The sequence below is a fragment of the Leclercia adecarboxylata genome, from assembly GCF_023639785.1.
GTDB lineage: Bacteria > Pseudomonadota > Gammaproteobacteria > Enterobacterales > Enterobacteriaceae > Enterobacter > Enterobacter adecarboxylatus_D.
The window spans coordinates 1,196,058-1,214,152 of sequence record NZ_CP098325.1 but is presented as its reverse complement, the minus strand read 5'-3'; the positions used below and the strand labels follow the sequence as shown (position 1 = coordinate 1,214,152).

Genomic DNA, 18,095 nt, shown 5'->3' with positions numbered 1-18,095 from the left:
TCGGGTTAGCGCTTCGCAAAAAGGACACCATCATGAGCAACACTGACATCCGCGTCGTTCCCGGCCCGGCAAACTACTACTCCCATCGCGGCGCCCTGGCCCGCCTGGACGATTTTTTCACCCCGGCTCAGCTCTCCCGGGCGGTGTGGATCTACGGTGAACGCGCCATTGCTGGCGCCCGCCCGTTTCTGCCGGAGAGCTTTAACGCCCAGGGGGCAACGCGGCTGCTGTTTAAAGGCCACTGCAGCGAGCACGATGTGAATGCGCTGGCGCAGGACGCGGGGGACGATCGCAGCGTGGTGATTGGGGTTGGCGGCGGCGCGCTGCTGGACACCGCCAAAGCGGTGGCTCGCCGTCTGGGTCTGCCGCTGGTGGCTATTCCCACCATTGCCGCCACCTGCGCGGCGTGGACCCCGCTGTCGGTGTGGTACAACGATGCCGGGCAGGCGCTGCATTTTGAGATCTTCAACGATGCCAACTATCTGGTGCTCGTCGAGCCGGAAATTATCCTCAACGCCCCGGCGGAATATCTGCTGGCCGGGATCGGCGATACCCTGGCGAAATGGTATGAAGCGGTGGTACTCGCTCCGCAGCCCGAACATCTGCCGCTCACGGTGCGGCTCGGCATCAACGGGGCGCTGGCGATCCGTGACGTGCTGCTCCAGCACAGCGAACAGGCGCTGGCGGATCAGACGCGCCGCGAAGTGACCCGGGAATTTCATGATGTGGTGGACGCCATTATCGCGGGCGGCGGGATGGTCGGCGGGCTCGGCGAGCGCTACACCCGCGTGGCGGCAGCGCATGCGGTGCATAACGGCTTAACGGTGCTGCCGCAGACCGCGCCATTCCTCCACGGCACTAAGGTGGCTTACGGCATTCTGGTGCAGAGCGCCCTGCTGGGTCAGGACGACGTGCTGCGTGAACTGGTAACGGCCTACCAGCGCTTTAACCTGCCCACCACCCTGCGCGAGCTGGAGGTGGACATCCATAACCGCGAGGAGCTGGACAAGGTTATCGCCCACACCCTGCGCCCGGTAGAGTCGATTCACGCCCTGCCGATCGCCCTGACGCCTGAGGTTCTGCGCGCGGCGTTTGAAAAGGTGGAAAACCTCAGCCACCCGGCGCATTGACGCCGGGAACGGGCCTTCTATACCTAATGATGATCATCACCACTCTCGCAACGAGGTCATCATGCAGATCGATTTAACTGGTAAGAAGGCGCTGGTCACCGGTGCCAGCCGTGGGTTAGGCCGTGCCATCGCGCTGTCGCTCGCCCGGGCGGGTGCCGATGTGGTTATCACCTATGAAAAATCCGCCGATAAAGCCCAGGCCGTCGCGGATGAAATCCGGGCGCTGGGGCGGCACGCCGAGGCGATCCAGGCGGACAGCGCCAGCGCAGAGGCGATTCAGGACGCCGTCACCCAGGCAGCGCGCAGCCTTGGCGGGCTGGATATCCTGGTGAACAACGCCGGGATTGCCCGCGGCGGCCCGCTGGAATCCATGACCCTGGCGGACATTGATGCCCTTATCAACGTCAACATTCGCGGGGTGGTGATCGCCATTCAGGAGGCGCTGGTCCATATGTCAGACGGCGGACGCATCATCAATATTGGCAGCTGTCTGGCCAACCGCGTGGCCCAGCCGGGTATTGCCGTCTACTCCATGACCAAATCGGCGCTCAACTCGCTGACCCGTGGGCTGGCGCGCGATCTCGGCCCGCGCGGGATCACCGTTAACCTGGTCCACCCAGGCCCCACCAACAGTGACATGAACCCGGAGGACGGCGAGCAGGCCGCCTCCCAGCGTCAGCTTATTGCCCTCGGACATTACGGCCAGCCGGATGATGTCGCCGCCGCGGTAACCTTTCTTGCCAGCCCCGCCGCCGGGCAGATCTCCGGCACCGGCCTGGACGTGGACGGCGGGCTGAATGCCTGACGCCCGCTCGCAGTTTTGATGTTAGCCTCTGTCGCCCGGCAGAGGCGTTTTCGATCCGCCCCCGAGTTCTCTCTTTTGCCGCTTTTTGCACTCTGCCCTTCGCCCTACAGTGCCCCATAAGACATTCGGAATTTATCTAATAGTCTTATTATTTCCTTATATTTCGTGTGGGCGTACAGTGGAGGTACGGATGGTGATTTTTTGGTCACGGACTGCAAAGAAGGCACTCGCTAAAATCGACAGCCGGTATCGGCAGCGAATAGAAGCAAAACTTGCCCGACTGAATGACCGCTCGGCTCTCCAACCCGATATCAAGAAAATATCGGCTTCTGAGAACCGTTTCCGTCTGCGAGTAGGTGATTATCGAATCTTCATTACCCTTCAGGATAATCACCATCAAGAATGTATTGTTTTAGACGTCAAACGTAGAACCACAACAACCTACCTGCATGAGGAGGATATGCCCTATGGCTGTTCAGATCATTAAGGACGATGAAGGGAAACCACAGTATGCCGTTATCCCTTATGACGAATACTTTTGGATGCGCTTGCAGATGGCAGAAATCGACGATGAAACGGATGATGATCTGGAAGAGATTGAGATCGAGCACGATATATACGATAACGTCTTGTTGCCCGGCGACGTGTGCAGCATCATGACCTGGCAGAATGTCAGCCTGCAGGCGGCATGGCGCATCTATCGCGGCTTATCCCAGCAGGAGGTGGCCGACAAACTGGGCATCAGCCAGTCCGCCGTGTCGCAACTTGAAGCCGTAGATTCCCGCCCGCAAAAACGCACCCGCGAAAAACTGGCAGCCATTTATGGCTGTAAACAGGAGCAGATTAGTTTGTATTTACCGAAAGAGGGTTAACAGCACTTGGCCCCGCCTTTGCCGCCATAACGCGCATCCTGGCGATCGCGGAAAAATTCTTCATAAGACATTGGCGTCTGGTCGGGATGGTTGACGCGCATATGCTCGACGTAGTTGTCGTAGTCCGGCACGCCAATCATCATCTTTGCGGCCTGGCCTAAGTACTTTCCTGCTTTGGATAGGGTGTCGAACATCGCTTTTATCTCACAAGTAATACAGGCCGGGTAAGCGCCATCGCCACCCGGCACACAGGTTAATGCGCCCCTTTCGCCTGGGTCACAATCTCTTCATAGTTAGCGGGCATCGGCTCATACGGCGTCTCTTTCGCCGTTGGCTTGTCCTGTTTCAGGGCGGCCATCGCGGTCTTCAGAGAATACAGCGCCAGCACCACAACCACCACCATAAAGAAGATGGTCAGCCCGGCATCCAGACGGTTGTTAAACACCAGCTGGGAAAGCTGCGACTCGGTGTACTGCGCCGGAATATTGCCGCTGTCGATCATCGCCTGGAACTTGTTGGCAATAGCCAGGAAGCCCACTTTTGCATCCGGGCTGAAGGCTTTCTGCCAGCCTGCGGTCAGGGTACAGATCAACAGCCAGGCCGTTGGCACCAGGGCTACCCAGGCGTAACGCTGACGTTTCATCTTGAACAGCACCACCGCGCAGAGCATCAGCGCCATACCGGCCAGCATCTGGTTAGCGATCCCAAACAGCGGCCACAGGGTATTGATGCCGCCCAGCGGATCGACCACCCCCTGATGCAGGAAGTAGCCCCACGCCAGCACGCAAAGCGCCGTTGCCAGCAGGTTAGCAGGCAGCGATTCGGTGCGTTTCAGGCCCGGGGAGATCACCCCCAGCAGATCCTGCAGCATAAAGCGCGCCGCACGCGTTCCCGCATCCACCGCCGTCAGGATAAACAGCGCTTCGAACAGGATCGCAAAGTGATACCAGAACGACACGTCCATCAGGCCGCCCAGCGCGCCGTGCAGAATGTAGGCCATCCCCACCGCCAGGGTCGGCGCACCGCCCGCTCGGGAGATAATGGACTGCTCGCCCACTTCGTTAGCAATGTGGCTCAGGGTATCCGGGGTAATACTGAAGCCCCAGCCGCTCACCACCTGCGCCGCAGAGGCCACCACGTCCGCCGTACCGGCAGGCGCCAGCACCGCAATCGGGCTGTTCATCGCAAAGTAGACGCCCGGATCGATGATGCAGGCCGAGACCAGGGCCATAATGGCCACGAAGGACTCCATCAGCATGCCGCCGTAGCCGATAAAACAGGCCTGGCTTTCATTCGCCAGCATCTTCGGCGTAGTGCCGGAGGCGATCAGGGCGTGGAAGCCAGAGACCGCACCGCAGGCAATGGTGATAAACAGGAACGGGAACATGTTGCCGGTCCAGACCGGGCCGGTGCCGTCAATGAATTTGGTCACCGCAGGCATGGTCAGGGTCGGGCGCATGATCAGGATGCCAATCGCCAGCCCGACAATGGTGCCGATTTTCAGGAAGGTAGAGAGGTAATCGCGCGGGGCCAGCAGCAGCCACACCGGCAGCACCGCCGCCACAAAGCCGTAGCCCACCAGCATCCAGGTCAGCTGCACGCCGGTAAAGTCAAAGTACGGCGCCCAGGTTGGGCTCTCGGCCACCCAGCCGCCGGAGATAATGGCGAACACCAGGAAGAACAGGCCAATCACCGACACTTCGCCAATGCGTCCGGGGCGCAGATAGCGAATGTAGATGCCCATAAAGATCGCCAGCGGAATAGTAAAGGCGACGGTATACGTCCCCCACGGGCTGTGGGTCAGGGCTTTCACCACGATCATCGCCAGCACTGCGAGGATAATCACCATGATCATAAAGGTTGCTATCAGGGCAATGACCCCGGCGGTCGGGCCCATCTCCTCTTTCACCAGCTCGCCGAGCGAGCGTCCGTCGCGGCGGGTGGAGACGAACAGCACCATAAAGTCCTGCACTGCGCCTGCCAGCACCACCCCGGCGAGGATCCAGATCATCCCCGGCAGATAGCCCATCTGCGCGGCAAGTACCGGCCCCACCAGCGGCCCGGCCCCGGCAATGGCGGCAAAATGGTGACCGAACAGCACTTTTTTATCGGTCGGGACATAGTCCAGGCCGTCGTTGTGGCGCACCGCAGGGGTCATGCGCGTCGGGTCAACCGAGAGCACGTTGCGGGCAATAAACTTGCCGTAGAAACGATAGGCAATCAGATAGATACAGACCGCTGCGACGACTATCCACAGCGCATTAATCTGTTCACCGCGGTTGAGGGCGATATAGCCCAACGCAAAGGCCCCCACCACGGAGAGCCCTGCCCATATGAGGTATTTCCCTGAGTTATTCATGATATGGTTTCCATCATCGCAGAAGTGAGATGTTACATTTTGTATCTATAACACTCGCTTAAGATTTAACAACTCAACTACACGTAAAAACAGACTTCCAACCAGTCATTTACATAACATTGTTAAGCCGATCACTTTCACCTTGCCTCCCCTTCGCCCCGCTTATTACCCACTTCACACTTCGCGCAAATTTTCCCCTGTCCGCAATTACAGGATGATTTACATCAGTTTTTTTGTGGCTTTTCTCACCAGAATAGCCAGGCGAGACCTCACATTAACAAGGATAAGGAAATGAAAAGTTCACACCCTGAGGAGTACAAGGTTGGTCCCGGCGCCTATTTTGCTCTGGCGTTTGCCGCCGTTTTTTTCTCTGGCCTGTTAGGCGGCAAGGAGTGGTACGGCGTGTTTGATTTCACCACGCTCAACGGCGCGTTTGGCAAGGTGGTGAGTAAAGCGAGTCTTGAGGATGGCACCTTAACCACCGCCACCAGCGCCTTTCGTGGCACCGGCGGCAGCGGCGCGATGGATGGTTTTCTCTTTGCCCTCGGGCTTATCCCGGCGGTGATGTTTGCGCTGGGGATGATCAACGTGCTGGAGCACTACGGCGCCCTGCGCGCCGCGCGTAAACTGCTGACCCCATTACTGCGCCCCCTGCTGGGCATCCCGGGCACCACCGGTCTGGCGCTGATCGGCAGCCTGCAAAGCACCGACGTGGGTGCCTCCCTGACCCGCAACCTCGCCGATGAGGGGCAGATCACCGAGAACGAAAAAGACGTTTTCGCCATGTTCCAGTTCTCCGCCGGGGCGATGATCACCAACTTCTTTTCGTCCGGCGCGATCCTTTTCACCCTGGTGGCCATCGACGGGACGGCAGCGGTGCCGACCTCCATCGGCGCCTGCATCGCGGTGATGTTCATCATGAAAATCGTCGGCGCCAACATGATGCGCCTGATCGTCAGATTCCAGAATAAAGCCCCCGTCTCTGCCCCGGCACAAGGAGAAGCCTGATGAGCGCCCCACACTCAAATCCTGTCATCACCGACGTCTTCGTCGAAGGGGCCCGCAAGGGCTGGGGCATCGCCACCAGCAGCACCCTGCCAAACGTGGTAATGGCCTTTATCATCATCAAAGCCCTGGAGATCACCGGGGCGTTAAAAGGGCTGGGAATGGTTTTCGCCCCGCTGATGGGGCTGTTCGGCCTGCCGGGGGAAGCCGCTGCGGTATTGATTGGCGGCTGGATGTCGATGGGCGGCGGGATCGGCGTCGCCATTGGCCTGTTTGATAAAGGCATTCTCACTGGCGAACACCTGGCGATCCTGGCGCCTGCCATCTACCTGATGGGCTCCCAGGTGCAGTACCTCGGGCGCATTCTGGGGGTGATTGGCACCCGCGCCACCCGTATTCCGCTGATGATCGGTATCTCCGTCATCAACGCCTTCTTAGCCATGCTGCTGATGCGCATTATTCTCTGAAAAGGACCTCACATGAACCTTGAACATTACATTGAAGAGCTGAAAACCCTGGTCAACGTCGACTGCGGCACCAGAACCCTCGACGGCGTCGCCACGGTGGCGGGCATTATGCAGCGCCTGTGGCAGGCCGAAGGCTGGCATACGGAGCAGGTGGATCTCGGCAACCAGGTCGGCCCCGGGGTATTTGTCACCAACAAACCTAAGGCGGAGAAATTTGACGTACTGCTGGTGGGCCATCTCGATACGGTGTTTGCGCCCGGCACGGCGGCAGCGCGTCCGCTGAGTCAGGATGACACCCGCCTGTATGGCCCCGGCGTCTCGGACATGAAAAGCGGCCTGCTGAATATTCTGTGGGCGATGCGCGGGCTGGATGCGGCAGACAAAGCGCGGCTCTCCATTGCGGTGGCGATGAACCCGGACGAAGAGACCGGCTCCGTGCACTCCCACGAATGGATCGGCGAGCTGGCAAAACGCTCCCGCTGCGTGCTGGTGTGCGAAGCGGCACGCGCCGACGGCTCGCTGGTGAAAGCCCGCAAGGGGATGGCGGGCTACCAGCTGCACTTCAGCGGCGTGGCGGCGCACGCGGGTAACGACCCGGAGAAAGGCCGCTCGGCGATAACAGCCCTGGCGAACGCCGTTATCGCCATTAACGCCTTAACCAACCGGGATCGCGGCACGACGCTTAACGTCGGGGTGATTCAGGGCGGCAGCGCGGGCAACGTGGTGGCAGACAGCGCAGATGCCGAACTGGACGTGCGTTTCTGGGAGAATGACGAGTACGACCGGGTGCATCAGGCGCTGGAAGGGTTATGTGCGAAAGGCTTCCTCGATGGGGTCACTACCACCCTCAGCCGCGTCACTCATAAACCGGCGATGGCCACCAGCGACGACACCCGGGCCTTAATGCAAGTCGTTGAAAACGCCGGACGCGAAGAAGGAATAGCCATTAGCTGGCAGGCGGTGGGCGGCGGCAGCGATGCCAACCATACTGCCGCGCTGGGTATCCCGACGTTAGACGGTTTTGGCCCCATCGGCGCCGGCTTCCACAGCCCGGCGGAGTGGCTGGATACGGCCTCGATTGAGCCACGCATCCGGTTGTTGAAGCGGGTGGTGTCGATGTTGTAAACCCCTCACCCCGGCCCTCTCCCCATAGGGGAGAGGGTGTAATCGTTCCCTCTCCCCTATGGGGAGAGGGTTAGGGTGAGGGGCCAGCACGCACAATCTCACTCTACCCCAACACCATCGTACTCAACCGGCAGGTACAGCACCGCCGTCCCTGCTCGTCATAGACCACAATCTCCCAGCTCTGGCTGGTGCGCCCGAGATGCAGCGGATGACACACTCCGCGCACCTTACCCTGCGCCACGGCCCGGTGGTGGGTGGCGTTCAGCTCCGTTCCCACCACGCTCTGCCCGTCGCGGGTCATCAGAAAACCGGCCATCGACCCGAGCGTCTCCGCCAGCGCCGCCGACGCGCCGCCGTGCAATAAACCAAACGGCTGATGGGTGCGGGCATCCACCGGCATCTCGGCTTCCAGGGTATCGTCCCCAAGACGGGTATAAAAGATGCCCAGATGGGCCACCATCGTGTTCGGGCTGGTGGCGTTCAGCGCCTCCAGCGATAAATGCCGTTTCCAGATCATCTAGGCCCCCAGCGTAGAGCCGCCGTCCACCACGATATCCTGCAACGTGATGTGGCTGGCGTGGTCAGAGGCGAGAAACAGCACCGTGCTGGCGATCTCCTGCGGACGGGCGATTTTGCCCAGCGGAATACCCAGCTTGAACTGCTCCCCGAAGCCGCGAATGCGCTGCTGCTCGGCATCGTCGCTCACCCACAGGGTGCGCTGCATGTCGGTATCGGTGGATCCAGGCGAGACCAGATTACAGCGCACACCGCTGCCCGCCAGCTCAAGGCCAACGGTCAGGGCCAGGCTTTTCAGCGCCGCTTTCGAGGCGCCGTACGCGCTCATGCCGATGCGCGGGGTGTGGGCCGCGTCGGAGGCCACGGTGACAATCGCCCCGCCCTGCTGACGACGGAACTGGCCCATCGTCTGCTGGAACAGGTTAAACGCCCCGCCCACGTTGACCGCAAAGGTCTGCTGCCAGTCGTCCTGCGACAGCTGGTCCGTTGCCCCCATACGCAGAATACCGGCAGCGTTAACCAGCACGTCCAGGCGTTCGAGGTTCGCCAGCAGCCGCCCGCAAACCTCGTTTACCTGAACAGCGTCAGCCACGTTCAGCACTTCGGTGGCAAAGGGATAGCTCGCCTGCGGGAAGGCGACGTCAAAGCCCGTCACCCTTGCCCCCGCCTCAGCAAACGCCTGGGCGGTGGCGTAACCGATGCCTTTTCCGGCCCCGGTCACCCAGACGGTTTTCCCGGTGAAATCCAGCATCATTTCACCTCGCGGGAGAGCAGCGCCCACCAGGCGTCAATGGTTGGGTTTTTCGCCAGCATCACGAAGTCGATGTCGCCATGCACTTTGCGCCAGCGCGCCGCCAGGGCCATCATGCGTACTGAATCCAGACCGTAGTCGATCAGGTTTTCATCATCCATCGGCTCGTCGGACTCATCCAGCAGCGGCAGGATCAGTTCCCGCAGCGCCTCTTTCGAGGCAGGGATGGAGGGCAGCAGCTCGTCGGTGGTCACCACGCGCCCGGAACGACCGGCCACGTACTTGAGCGACATCAGATGCTCGTCACGGGTGAAATCTGCCAGCGCATCGGCGACAAAGAACGGCTGAATGTCGCGCATAAAGGCGTCGGTGGCGGTGGTCATGCAGCCGATGTGGGCGTATACGCCGGTGATGATCAGCTGGTCGCGGCCGGTCTCTTTCAGCATCTGCTCCAGCGGCGAGCGGTGAAACGCGCTGTAGCGCCACTTCACCAGCACGGTGTCGGCCTCGTCCGGCGTCAGTTCCGCGACAATGCGCTGCTGCTCAGGCGAGCGGGTCAGGCCCGGCCCCCACATGTCGTTCAGCAGGGCGCGATCTTCATCGCTCTGCTCTTTTGGCTGGGCGGTGTAGTAAACCGGAATGCCCTGCTGTTTGCAGTAGTCGCGCAGGCGGGCGATGTTCGCCACCACCTGGGCCATCATCGGGCAGTTATCGCCCCAGAAGTTGAGGAAATACTCCTGCATATCGTGGATCAGCAGCGCGGCGCGGGAAGGCTCCATCGCCCAGCTCACTTTGTTGGTCGGCAGATCGGCCGCCCCTGGCAGCGCGTAACCGGTTAATTTTGGAATTGCCATCGTCTTGCTCCTCAGCCCTGCGCCCGTTCGGCCAGCCACAGGCGTAATTGTTTTTTATCGACTTTCCCCACCGGCGTCAGCGGCAGTGCCTCCAGGCACTCCACGCGATCCGGCAGCTTGAATTCAGCCACGCCCTGCTCGCGCAGGAAGCGGCGCACCTCCACCGCGCGCAGGGGCTTTTTCACCACCAGATACGCGCAGCTCTTCTCGCCCAGCAGGCTGTCCTCCATGCTCACCAGCGCGGCGTGGATCACCGCCTCGTGGCGCAGCAGCAGGTTCTCCACCTCTTCGGCGGCAATCTTCTCTCCGCCACGGTTGATCTGATCCTTCTCGCGCCCCTGCACGGTGATGTAGCCCTGCTCGTCAATGGCGATCAGATCCCCGGAGCAGTAAAAGCCGTTCTCATCGAAGGCGCTGGCGTTGTGCTCCGGGCTGTTGAAATAGCCGCGGAAGGTGTACGGCCCGCGGGTCATCAGACGCCCCACCTCGCCGTGTGGCAGCGGATTACCGTGCTCATCGGCCACCCAGACTTCATCATCCGGACACATCGGGCGGCCCTGGGTATTAATGATGCGCTCCGGCGTATCGTCCAGGGCGGTGTAGTTCACCAGCCCCTCGGCCATGCCAAATACCTGCTGAAGCTGGCAGCCAATCTCCGCCGGAATGCGGGTCGCAAGGGTTGCGGAAAGGCGTGCCCCGCCCACCTGCAACAGTTTCAGCGACGCCAGCTGGGCATTGCCTGCCCCCTCCGCAATAGCCTGTAACCACAGGCTGACCGCAGGCGGCACCAGCGAGGTAACGGTGACCTGATGCTGCTCGATCAGCGGGAAGCAGAGCGTGGCGCTCGGATCGTGAGCCAGCACCACGCAGCCCCCGGCCATAAAGATCCCCAGCGTGCCCGGCGAGCTCATGGCGAAGTTATGCGCGGCAGGCAGCGCGTTCAGGTAACGGGTTTGGGCGGTGATGCCGCATATCTCGTTGCTGCGACGAATGCTGTAGAGGTAGTCGTTGTGGGTACGCGGGATCAGCTTCGGCGTGCCGGTGCTCCCCCCGGAAAGCTGGAAGAAGGCCACTTCGTCGGCCGGCGTCGGGGTGGCGATAAAGTTCTCCGCCTTTCGGGCAATCGACGCTTCCAGGGCGTGTTCCCCCTCATCACCGCGTAACAGCACCACGCGCACGGCGCGGTGCTGATCGACAAAGGTATTCAGGAAATCATCCCCGGCAAACAGGGCGTGTTCACGGTCGGCAATCAGTAGCGCTGGTTTGATCTGCAAAGCGTAGGCGTTCAGCTCGCTGCGCTGATGGCTGAAAAGCGCGTTTACCGGGGCCACGCCCACCTGCAACAGCGCGAAAAAGGTGATGTAGAACTCGGCGACGTTGCCCAGCTGCACCAGGGCGGTTTCGCCCCGCTTGATCCCTTTGGCCTGCAGCGCAGAGGCAAGGTTGTTGACGGACTGGTGGAACTGGCGGTACGTGATGCGGCGTTCGCCGTCGATAATCGCCAGCGCGTCGCTGTCGGCGTGACGGGTAAGAATGTCCGTCAGGGGCAGATCCTGCCAGTAGCCTTTTTCACGATAGCGGCGGGCAAAATCATCGGGCCAGCGGGTAAAGGGAAGGGTCATGTTTAATCCTTAGTGCAAGCCAAAAACGTTGAGCATGGTGGTCAGTTTCACGCCGGTTTCGCGCCATTCGGCCACCGGCGATGAGGCCGGAACAATCCCGGCCCCGGCAAACAGGCGCACGCTGTTGGCCTGAATGCGCGCGCAGCGGATAGTGACCACCCACTCGCCGTTGCCCTCGCTGTCGCACCAGCCGACGATGCCGCCGAACAGTTCGCGGTCGAACGGCTCCAGCTCGGCAATCAGCGCTTTCGCCGCCAGGTGCGGGAAGCCGCTCAATGCCGGGGTCGGGTGCAGCAGGCAGGCCAGGGTCAGGGCGTTTTCATGCTCACGCGCCTCGCCTTCCACCGGGGTAGCCAGGTGCCACAGGGTCGGGGTGGTGACCAGCTGCGGAGAGGCAGGCATGGTCAACTGATGGCTGCGCGGAGCCAGCACCGCTTTCATCGCCTGGGTGACCAGCTCGTGTTCGTGGCGATCTTTTTCCGAGGCCAGCAGCTTGTTGCCCGCCTCGCGATCGAGAATGTCATCCGGCTGGCGACGTGCGGAACCGGCCAGCGGCAGGGAGCTGAAGTGCGCCCCCTCTTTACGCAGCAACAGCTCCGGGCTTGCCCCCAGCAGCACTCCGCCGTCCTCCAGCGGAACGTGGAAGTTAAAGCTGGCCGGGTTCTGGGCAATCAGTTTTTCCAGCAGGGCGCTGCTGTCGATGTTCTCTGTGGTGGCAATGTCGATAAGCCTGGAGAGCACCACTTTGTTGACCCGCGGGGTGGCGGTGAGCGCGGCGGCGCGGGCCACCATCTCTTCAAACGCTAACTGCGCCGGGATCTCGGTGCGGGATTTCACCGTCAGCGGTGCCGAATGGGTGGCATAGCGGGCAGACTGCTGGCGCGCCGGGCGGGCAAAAGGTTGCCACTGCTCCGGGATAAACAGCGACGACGGCTGGCGGGTATCGAAGGGGATAGCCCCTACCATCACCGGGTTGCTGATGCCTGCGGCTTTGGCGTTGGCAAAGGCCTGGTGCAGCTGCTGCTGGAATGGGCTCGCCGGATCGTCGCCGCCAACGGCGGGAGTGGAAAAACGGGCAAAGCAGCCAGAGGTGGTAAAACTGCGATAGGGCGACATAAAAAAGAAGCTGTCTTTTGAAAGCCGGGTCGCGGTGTGCTGAACATCCTCAGCCAGTGACGTATCCATATCATCCTCCTGAAATGATAAAAGCAGTAAGAATTATTATCATTTATATTTTCGCTGGCTAACCTAATCCCAGAGCGCGATGGTGTCAACCGCAGAGCGCGCAACTTGTGCGACTATCGCTTGCATCCCCCGGCCTCATTCATGAAAATGAGAAGCATTAACTTCAACAAAAACAGGATGCCCCTTAGTGAAACTGCCCGCCGCATGCCGTAACACCCTGCTTTTCATCAGCCTTTTAATTTCAGGATTAACCTCAGCCGTCGCCGCCGACTGGCCGCGTCAGGTAACCGACAGCCGTGGCACTCATACCCTTGAGAGCAAACCGACGCGCATTGTCTCCACCAGCGTGACCCTTACCGGCTCTCTGCTGGCCATTGACGCCCCGGTGGTCGCCAGCGGTGCCACCACGCCAAACAACCGCGTCGCGGACGATCAGGGCTTCCTGCGCCAGTGGGGCGACATCGCGAAACAGCGTAAGCTGGCGCGGCTCTATATCGGCGAGCCGAGTGCCGAAGCCGTTGCCGCCCAGATGCCGGATCTGATCCTGATCAGCGCCACCGGGGGCGATTCCGCCGTCGCGCTCTACGATCAGCTCTCGGCCATCGCCCCGACGCTTATCATTAATTACGACGACAAAAGCTGGCAGGCGCTGCTGACCCAGCTCGGCACTCTTACCGGCCAGGAGAAGCAGGCCGCGGCGCGGATTGCGGAATTTGATAAGCAGCTCGCCCGGGTGAAGCAGCAGATGACGCTGCCGCCGCAGCCGGTTAACGCCATTGTCTATACCGCCGCCGCCCACAGCGCCAACCTGTGGACCGCCGAATCGGCGCAGGGCAAGCTGCTGCAACAGTTAGGCTTCTCCCTTGCCGCCCTGCCCGCCGGGCTGAACCCGTCCCAGAGTCAGGGCAAGCGCCACGACATCGTGCAGTTAGGGGGGGAAAACCTGGCGGCCGGGCTGAACGGCGAAGGGCTGTTCCTGTTTGCCGGCGACCAGAAAGACGTGGCGGCGATTTACGCCAACCCGCTGCTGGCCCACCTCCCGGCGGTGCAAAACAAACGCGTCTGGGCGCTGGGCACGGAGACCTTCCGTCTGGATTATTTCAGTGCGACGCGGGTGTTAGAGCGGTTAGAGACGTTGTTTAAATAATCGTGCGGCCTGATGCCCTCACCCCGACCCTCTCCCACAGGGAGAGGGAGAAAACCGTAGGCCGGGCAAGGCGAAGCCGCCGCCCGGCATATTCCACCCCGCTAAACCGTGGCAACCTCCTGCCGGAACCGGCGTAACTCCGCCAGCACCACCAGCAACATCACCCCTACTATCGCCAGCACAAACCCGCTGCTGCTCGCCGAGGCCACCGGGGTCATTATCGCGCCCAGCCCACCCAGTATCGCCGCGCCGATGGCATCCCCCGTGACGTTCTGCGCCGTCCACAGGCCGTTGATTCGCCCGAGCATCGCCTCCGGGGTCTGGGTCTGGATCAGGGTGTACTGCAACAGCGAACTCACCGCGCTCAGCCAGCCGAACAGCGCCAGACAGACCACGCCCAGGGCCCAGACCGGCATCAGGCTAAAGAAGCCGATAGCGATAAACGAGGCCAGGGTCGCCAGCAGCATAATCAGCCCCGGACGCGCGCTCTGGGCCAGGTTGCCGCTGGTGAGTGCCCCGAATGCCGCGCCCAGCGGGATGGCGGCATACAGCAGGCCAATCTGCGAGACGCTCATCTGCCACTCCAACGCCAGCGCCGGATAGAGCACCCGCACCGCGCTCGCCATCGTCAGCAGCCCGCCCAGCAGGGCGATGCCGCCGATCAGCGGGTTGCTGAACAGAAAACGGATTGCCGCCAGCAGGGACTTCAGGGGATGTTCGCGCGGCTGCGGCGGAGGCGGCAGTAAAGGCAGCCGCAGCAGGGTTAAGGTGGTGATAAAGGTACCCGCGGCCGCCAGGCCGTAGTTCCAGGCCACGTTCCCGGTGCCGAGCAGCAGCCCCCCGACCATCGGCGAGATCACCGATCCCAGCCGCACGGTGAGCATGGTGATGGCCCCCGCCTGCATCAGGTTCTCGCGCCCCACCAGCGCAGGTGTCGCCGCCAGCAGCGCGGTTACGCCAAGGGAGGCAAAAAAGCCGTCCCACAGGCCGAGGGCGTAAATCGCAATCAACGACGGCTCCGGCAGCATGGCGTTCAGACACAGGCCGACAAACCCCACCCCGCAGGTGCCGCGGGCCAGCAGAATCAGCTTCTTACGTTCGTAGCGATCCGCCAGCACCCCGCCCACCATCAGGCCAATAAACATCGCCCCGCCGGTCAGGGTGACGGAGAGCCCCACCAGCCAGCTGGAGTGGGTCATCATCTGGATTTGCACAGGTACGGCTACGCCGAGCAGGCCAAGGGACAAAATGGAGATAAAACGGGCAATAAAAACAGCACGAAACGCCGGATGGGTCTTCAGCAGGCTGAGGTTGAGCAGCCAGGATTGTCGGGTCATTACAAAGCCTTAATGGTTTCTTTTGTACCAATTCCATGGCCGCACATGCTAACATAGCCAAATAAGATAGATAACGATAATTACTATCATTATCAAATCATGGATGTAGCTATGTCGTACTCCCTTTCCGCGTCACGCGCCGTTGCCGTGCCCGGCTTACTGTTACTGCTCACGCTGGCAATCGCCCTCAGTCTGTTGGTGGGTGCCAGACCGCTGCCGTTTTCGGTGGTGGTCGATGCCTTCTCCGCTACCTGTCAAAGCGCCGACTGCACTATCGTCCGGGATGCCCGCCTGCCGCGCACCCTTGCCGGGCTGCTGGCCGGTGCCGCCCTCGGTCTCGCCGGGGCGTTGATGCAAACCCTGACCCGCAACCCGCTGGCCGATCCGGGCATTCTCGGCGTTAACGCCGGGGCGAGCTTCGCCATCGTGCTGGGGGCGGCGCTGTTTGGTTTCTCCTCTCCCGGTGAACAGCTGGTGATGGCCCTGTGCGGCGCGTTTGCCGCCTCCCTGCTGGTGGCCTTCACCGGCAGCCAGGGCGGGGGCCAGCTCAGCCCGGTGCGCCTGACGCTTGCGGGCGTGGCGCTGGGCGCGGTGCTGGAGGGCCTCTCCAACGGCATCGCCCTGCTCAACCCGGACGTCTACGACCAGCTGCGCTTCTGGCAGGCGGGCTCGCTGGATATCCGTACCCTGCAAACATTACAGGTGGTGAGCGTGCCGGTGCTGGTTGCCGCCGCGGTAGCCCTGCTGTTGAGCCGGGCGCTGAACAGCCTGAGCCTCGGCAGCGATACCGCCACCGCGCTGGGCAGCCGCGTGGCGCGCACCCAGCTGCTGGGGTTACTGACCATCACCGTATTGTGCGGAAGCGCCACGGCGGTGGTCGGCCCCATCGCCTTTATCGGCCTGATGATGCCGCACATGGCCCGCTGGCTGGTGGGGGCGGATCACCGCTGGTCGCTGCCGGTCACCCTGCTCGCCACCCCTGCCCTGCTGCTGTTTGCCGATATTCTGGGGCGTCTGCTGGTGCCCGGGGAGCTGCGCGTCTCGGTGGTCAGCGCCTTTATCGGCGCGCCGGTGCTGATCTTCCTGGTGCGCCGCCAGCGCGGAGGTGCCCTGTGATGGCCCCGTCCCGACGTTTAGTGTTCAGCTGCCTGGTGCTGGTGCTGGTCAGCCTCGGCGTGGCGATGTTCAGCCTTAAGAGCGGCGCGGTGGTACTTGATTTCACTCAGGTTCTGGATGCCCTTACCGGCAGTGCCCCGCGCAATATCACCATGGTGGTCAACGAATGGCGGCTGCCGCGCGTGACGATGGCGCTGCTGGTGGGCGCGGCGCTGGGGATCAGCGGCGCGATATTCCAGTCGCTGATGCGCAACCCGCTCGGCAGTCCGGACGTGATGGGCTTTAACACCGGGGCCTGGAGCGGCGTGCTGGTGGCGATGGTGCTGTTTGGTCAGCATCTGACGGCCATCACGCTGGCGGCGATGGCGGGCGGTATTCTGACCTCGCTCGTCGTCTGGTTGCTGGCCTGGCGCGACGGGATCGAAACCTTCCGCCTGATCATCATCGGTATCGGCATGCGCGCCATGCTGATGGCCTTTAATACCTGGCTACTGCTGCAGGCGTCGCTGGAGACCTCGCTCTCGGCCGGGCTGTGGTTCGCCGGGTCGCTCAACGGCCTGACCTGGGCCAAAACCCTGCCTGCCGCCCCGCTGATCGTGCTGATGTTTATCTGCGCGTGGCTGATGATGAAGCGCATGCGCCTGCTGGAGATGGGCGACGACAGCGCCTGTGCGCTGGGCGTCAGCGTCGAGCGTTCGCGACTGCTGCTGATGCTGGTGGCGGTGGTGCTAACCGCCGCGGCCACCGCCATCGCCGGGCCGATCTCCTTTATTGCGCTGGTGGCGCCGCACATCGCCCGCCGTCTGAGCGGCACCGCCCGCTGGGGGTTAACCCAGTCGGCGCTGTGCGGATCGCTCCTGCTGCTGGCGGCAGATCTCTGCGCCCAGCAGCTGTTTATGCCGTATCAACTTCCGGTGGGGGTGGTAACCGTCAGTCTTGGCGGGATCTACCTCATCGTCTTGCTTGTTCAGGAGTCCCGCAAGAAATGACAGAGACTGCAACCCGCTTGCGCGGCGACAATCTGACCCTCGGCTACGGTAAAAAAATCGTGGCTGAAAATTTGCAGGTGGCGATCCCCGACGGCCACTTCACCGCCATTATCGGCCCCAACGGCTGCGGGAAATCGACGCTGCTGCGCACCCTGAGCCGTCTGATGACGCCGCTGCACGGCAGCGTGTATCTCGACGGGGAGCAGATCCAGCGCTTTGCCAGCAAAGAGGTGGCGCGCCGGGTTGGGCTGCTGGCGCAAAACGCCACCACGCCGGGGGATATCACCGTTCAGGAACTGGTGGCGCGCGGGCGCTATCCGCACCAGCCGCTGTTTACCCGCTGGCGTAAAGAGGATGAGGTGGCGGTCACCCGCGCGATGCAGGCCACCGGCATCACCGACCTGGCGGCGCAGAGCGTGGACACGCTCTCCGGCGGGCAGCGCCAGCGGGCGTGGATTGCGATGGTGCTGGCCCAGGAGACGTCGATCATGCTGCTGGACGAGCCGACCACCTGGCTGGATATCAGCCATCAGATCGACCTGCTGGAACTGCTGAGCGATCTGAACCGCACCCAGGGCTTTACCCTGGCGGCGGTGCTGCACGACCTTAACCAGGCCTGCCGCTATGCCACCCATCTGATTGCCCTGCGAGATGGCAGGATTGTGGCGGAAGGCGCGCCGAAAGCGATTGTTACCCCGGAACTGATCGAGCGGATCTACGGCATGCGCTGCATGATCATTGACGACCCGGTGGCGGGCACGCCGCTGGTGGTGCCGCTGGGGAAACGAGCGGTCTGATCCCCTCACCCTAACCCT

Annotated in this window: 19 protein-coding genes; 11 read left to right on the top strand and 8 right to left on the bottom strand. The window is 62.0% G+C overall.

Features of this window, described 5'->3' with window-relative positions; all coding sequences use genetic code 11:
* Positions 1–32: 32 nt before the first annotated feature.
* From NB069_RS05640 to NB069_RS05625, 4 genes are all read left to right on the top strand, one after another.
* Positions 33–1,130: an oxidoreductase gene (locus tag NB069_RS05640; RefSeq protein WP_250588390.1), complete on the top strand. Its 1,098-nt coding sequence runs from the start codon at positions 33–35 to the stop codon at positions 1,128–1,130.
* 61 nt (positions 1,131–1,191) lie between these two features.
* Positions 1,192–1,935: an SDR family NAD(P)-dependent oxidoreductase gene (locus NB069_RS05635; protein WP_250588389.1), complete on the top strand. Its 744-nt coding sequence runs from the start codon at positions 1,192–1,194 to the stop codon at positions 1,933–1,935.
* Between the two features lie 190 nt (positions 1,936–2,125).
* Positions 2,126–2,422, top strand: coding sequence for a type II toxin-antitoxin system RelE family toxin (locus NB069_RS05630; RefSeq protein WP_250588387.1), 297 nt, complete (start codon positions 2,126–2,128; stop codon positions 2,420–2,422).
* Complete coding sequence (locus tag NB069_RS05625; protein ID WP_250588385.1) at positions 2,403–2,807, top strand: helix-turn-helix domain-containing protein; 405 nt, start codon at positions 2,403–2,405, stop codon at positions 2,805–2,807. The genes NB069_RS05630 and NB069_RS05625 overlap by 20 nt, the downstream gene beginning before the upstream one ends.
* Here the strand turns inward: NB069_RS05625 and NB069_RS05620 are convergent.
* Together NB069_RS05620 and cstA are read right to left on the bottom strand one after the other, a co-directional pair.
* Positions 2,804–3,001: a YbdD/YjiX family protein gene (locus NB069_RS05620; protein WP_139564535.1), complete on the bottom strand. Its 198-nt coding sequence runs from the start codon at positions 2,999–3,001 to the stop codon at positions 2,804–2,806. The genes NB069_RS05625 and NB069_RS05620 overlap by 4 nt on opposite strands.
* 59 nt (positions 3,002–3,060) lie before the next feature.
* Positions 3,061–5,166, bottom strand: coding sequence for a pyruvate/proton symporter CstA (cstA, locus tag NB069_RS05615; protein ID WP_250588383.1), 2,106 nt, complete (start codon positions 5,164–5,166; stop codon positions 3,061–3,063).
* Between the two features lie 291 nt (positions 5,167–5,457).
* Between cstA and NB069_RS05610 the strand changes: the two genes are divergently transcribed.
* The 3 genes from NB069_RS05610 to NB069_RS05600 are packed head-to-tail and all read left to right on the top strand — an operon-like array spanning position 5,458 to position 7,763.
* The gene (locus tag NB069_RS05610) at positions 5,458–6,174 is read left to right on the top strand and encodes a nucleoside recognition domain-containing protein (RefSeq protein ID WP_250588381.1); all 717 of its coding nucleotides are present in this window, start codon (positions 5,458–5,460) and stop codon (positions 6,172–6,174) included.
* A complete protein-coding gene (locus NB069_RS05605) occupies positions 6,174–6,638 on the top strand; it encodes a YjiG family protein (protein ID WP_250588379.1) in 465 nt (154 codons plus the stop codon). The genes NB069_RS05610 and NB069_RS05605 overlap by 1 nt, the downstream gene beginning before the upstream one ends.
* A 12-nt stretch (positions 6,639–6,650) precedes the next feature.
* Positions 6,651–7,763, top strand: a complete 1,113-nt coding sequence (locus tag NB069_RS05600) for a M20 family metallopeptidase (RefSeq protein ID WP_250588378.1) — start codon at positions 6,651–6,653, stop codon at positions 7,761–7,763.
* 103 nt (positions 7,764–7,866) lie between these two features.
* Here the strand turns inward: NB069_RS05600 and entH are convergent, their stop codons facing one another.
* The 5 genes from entH to entC are packed head-to-tail and all read right to left on the bottom strand — an operon-like array spanning position 7,867 to position 12,691.
* Positions 7,867–8,280 (bottom strand): proofreading thioesterase EntH, encoded by a 414-nt coding sequence (gene entH / locus NB069_RS05595; RefSeq protein WP_250588376.1) that lies wholly within the window; start codon positions 8,278–8,280, stop codon positions 7,867–7,869.
* Positions 8,281–9,027 carry a 2,3-dihydro-2,3-dihydroxybenzoate dehydrogenase EntA gene (gene entA / locus NB069_RS05590; RefSeq protein WP_250589457.1) on the bottom strand — a complete coding sequence of 249 codons (747 nt, stop codon included), beginning with the start codon at positions 9,025–9,027 and terminating at the stop codon, positions 8,281–8,283.
* 2 nt (positions 9,028–9,029) lie between these two features.
* Positions 9,030–9,884 carry an isochorismatase gene (locus NB069_RS05585; RefSeq protein ID WP_250588370.1) on the bottom strand — a complete coding sequence of 285 codons (855 nt, stop codon included), beginning with the start codon at positions 9,882–9,884 and terminating at the stop codon, positions 9,030–9,032.
* An 11-nt stretch (positions 9,885–9,895) separates the two neighbouring features.
* Positions 9,896–11,506, bottom strand: a complete 1,611-nt coding sequence (gene entE, locus NB069_RS05580; RefSeq protein WP_250588364.1) for a (2,3-dihydroxybenzoyl)adenylate synthase EntE — start codon at positions 11,504–11,506, stop codon at positions 9,896–9,898.
* A 9-nt stretch (positions 11,507–11,515) separates the two neighbouring features.
* Positions 11,516–12,691 carry an isochorismate synthase EntC gene (gene entC, locus NB069_RS05575; RefSeq protein ID WP_250588362.1) on the bottom strand — a complete coding sequence of 392 codons (1,176 nt, stop codon included), beginning with the start codon at positions 12,689–12,691 and terminating at the stop codon, positions 11,516–11,518.
* Positions 12,692–12,878: 187 nt separating this feature from the next.
* Here entC and fepB point away from each other — a divergent pair, with 187 nt between their 5' ends.
* Positions 12,879–13,838, top strand: coding sequence for a Fe2+-enterobactin ABC transporter substrate-binding protein (gene fepB, locus NB069_RS05570; RefSeq protein ID WP_250588360.1), 960 nt, complete (start codon positions 12,879–12,881; stop codon positions 13,836–13,838).
* Between the two features lie 101 nt (positions 13,839–13,939).
* On the opposite strand, the gene entS is transcribed toward fepB, so the two are convergent.
* Positions 13,940–15,175 carry an enterobactin transporter EntS gene (gene entS / locus NB069_RS05565; RefSeq protein ID WP_250588358.1) on the bottom strand — a complete coding sequence of 412 codons (1,236 nt, stop codon included), beginning with the start codon at positions 15,173–15,175 and terminating at the stop codon, positions 13,940–13,942.
* A 111-nt stretch (positions 15,176–15,286) separates the two neighbouring features.
* On the opposite strand from entS, the gene fepD reads away from it, so the two are divergent.
* The 3 genes from fepD to fepC are packed head-to-tail and all read left to right on the top strand — an operon-like array spanning position 15,287 to position 18,077.
* Positions 15,287–16,291, top strand: a complete 1,005-nt coding sequence (gene fepD, locus NB069_RS05560; RefSeq protein WP_250588356.1) for a Fe(3+)-siderophore ABC transporter permease — start codon at positions 15,287–15,289, stop codon at positions 16,289–16,291.
* Positions 16,291–17,280, top strand: coding sequence for an iron-enterobactin ABC transporter permease (fepG, locus tag NB069_RS05555; protein ID WP_250588354.1), 990 nt, complete (start codon positions 16,291–16,293; stop codon positions 17,278–17,280). The genes fepD and fepG overlap by 1 nt, the downstream gene beginning before the upstream one ends.
* Positions 17,277–18,077: an iron-enterobactin ABC transporter ATP-binding protein gene (gene fepC, locus NB069_RS05550; RefSeq protein WP_250588343.1), complete on the top strand. Its 801-nt coding sequence runs from the start codon at positions 17,277–17,279 to the stop codon at positions 18,075–18,077. Before fepG ends, fepC begins: the two co-directional genes overlap by 4 nt.
* The last annotated feature ends 18 nt before the right edge of the window (positions 18,078–18,095 follow it).

Bases quoted from the DNA above. Each gene is read 5' to 3' on its own strand.
- NB069_RS05640 (WP_250588390.1), top strand. From the start codon at position 33: ATGAGCAACACTGACATCCGCGTCGTTCCCGGCCCGGCAAACTACTAC.
- NB069_RS05635 (WP_250588389.1), top strand. From the start codon at position 1,192: ATGCAGATCGATTTAACTGGTAAGAAGGCGCTGGTCACCGGTGCCAGC.
- NB069_RS05630 (WP_250588387.1), top strand. From the start codon at position 2,126: ATGGTGATTTTTTGGTCACGGACTGCAAAGAAGGCACTCGCTAAAATC.
- NB069_RS05625 (WP_250588385.1), top strand. From the start codon at position 2,403: ATGGCTGTTCAGATCATTAAGGACGATGAAGGGAAACCACAGTATGCC.
- NB069_RS05620 (WP_139564535.1), bottom strand. From the start codon at position 3,001: ATGTTCGACACCCTATCCAAAGCAGGAAAGTACTTAGGCCAGGCCGCA.
- cstA (WP_250588383.1), bottom strand. From the start codon at position 5,166: ATGAATAACTCAGGGAAATACCTCATATGGGCAGGGCTCTCCGTGGTG.
- NB069_RS05610 (WP_250588381.1), top strand. From the start codon at position 5,458: ATGAAAAGTTCACACCCTGAGGAGTACAAGGTTGGTCCCGGCGCCTAT.
- NB069_RS05605 (WP_250588379.1), top strand. From the start codon at position 6,174: ATGAGCGCCCCACACTCAAATCCTGTCATCACCGACGTCTTCGTCGAA.
- NB069_RS05600 (WP_250588378.1), top strand. From the start codon at position 6,651: ATGAACCTTGAACATTACATTGAAGAGCTGAAAACCCTGGTCAACGTC.
- entH (WP_250588376.1), bottom strand. From the start codon at position 8,280: ATGATCTGGAAACGGCATTTATCGCTGGAGGCGCTGAACGCCACCAGC.
- NB069_RS05585 (WP_250588370.1), bottom strand. From the start codon at position 9,884: ATGGCAATTCCAAAATTAACCGGTTACGCGCTGCCAGGGGCGGCCGAT.
- entE (WP_250588364.1), bottom strand. From the start codon at position 11,506: ATGACCCTTCCCTTTACCCGCTGGCCCGATGATTTTGCCCGCCGCTAT.
- entC (WP_250588362.1), bottom strand. From the start codon at position 12,691: ATGGATACGTCACTGGCTGAGGATGTTCAGCACACCGCGACCCGGCTT.
- entS (WP_250588358.1), bottom strand. From the start codon at position 15,175: ATGACCCGACAATCCTGGCTGCTCAACCTCAGCCTGCTGAAGACCCAT.
- fepD (WP_250588356.1), top strand. From the start codon at position 15,287: ATGTCGTACTCCCTTTCCGCGTCACGCGCCGTTGCCGTGCCCGGCTTA.
- fepG (WP_250588354.1), top strand. From the start codon at position 16,291: ATGGCCCCGTCCCGACGTTTAGTGTTCAGCTGCCTGGTGCTGGTGCTG.
- fepC (WP_250588343.1), top strand. From the start codon at position 17,277: ATGACAGAGACTGCAACCCGCTTGCGCGGCGACAATCTGACCCTCGGC.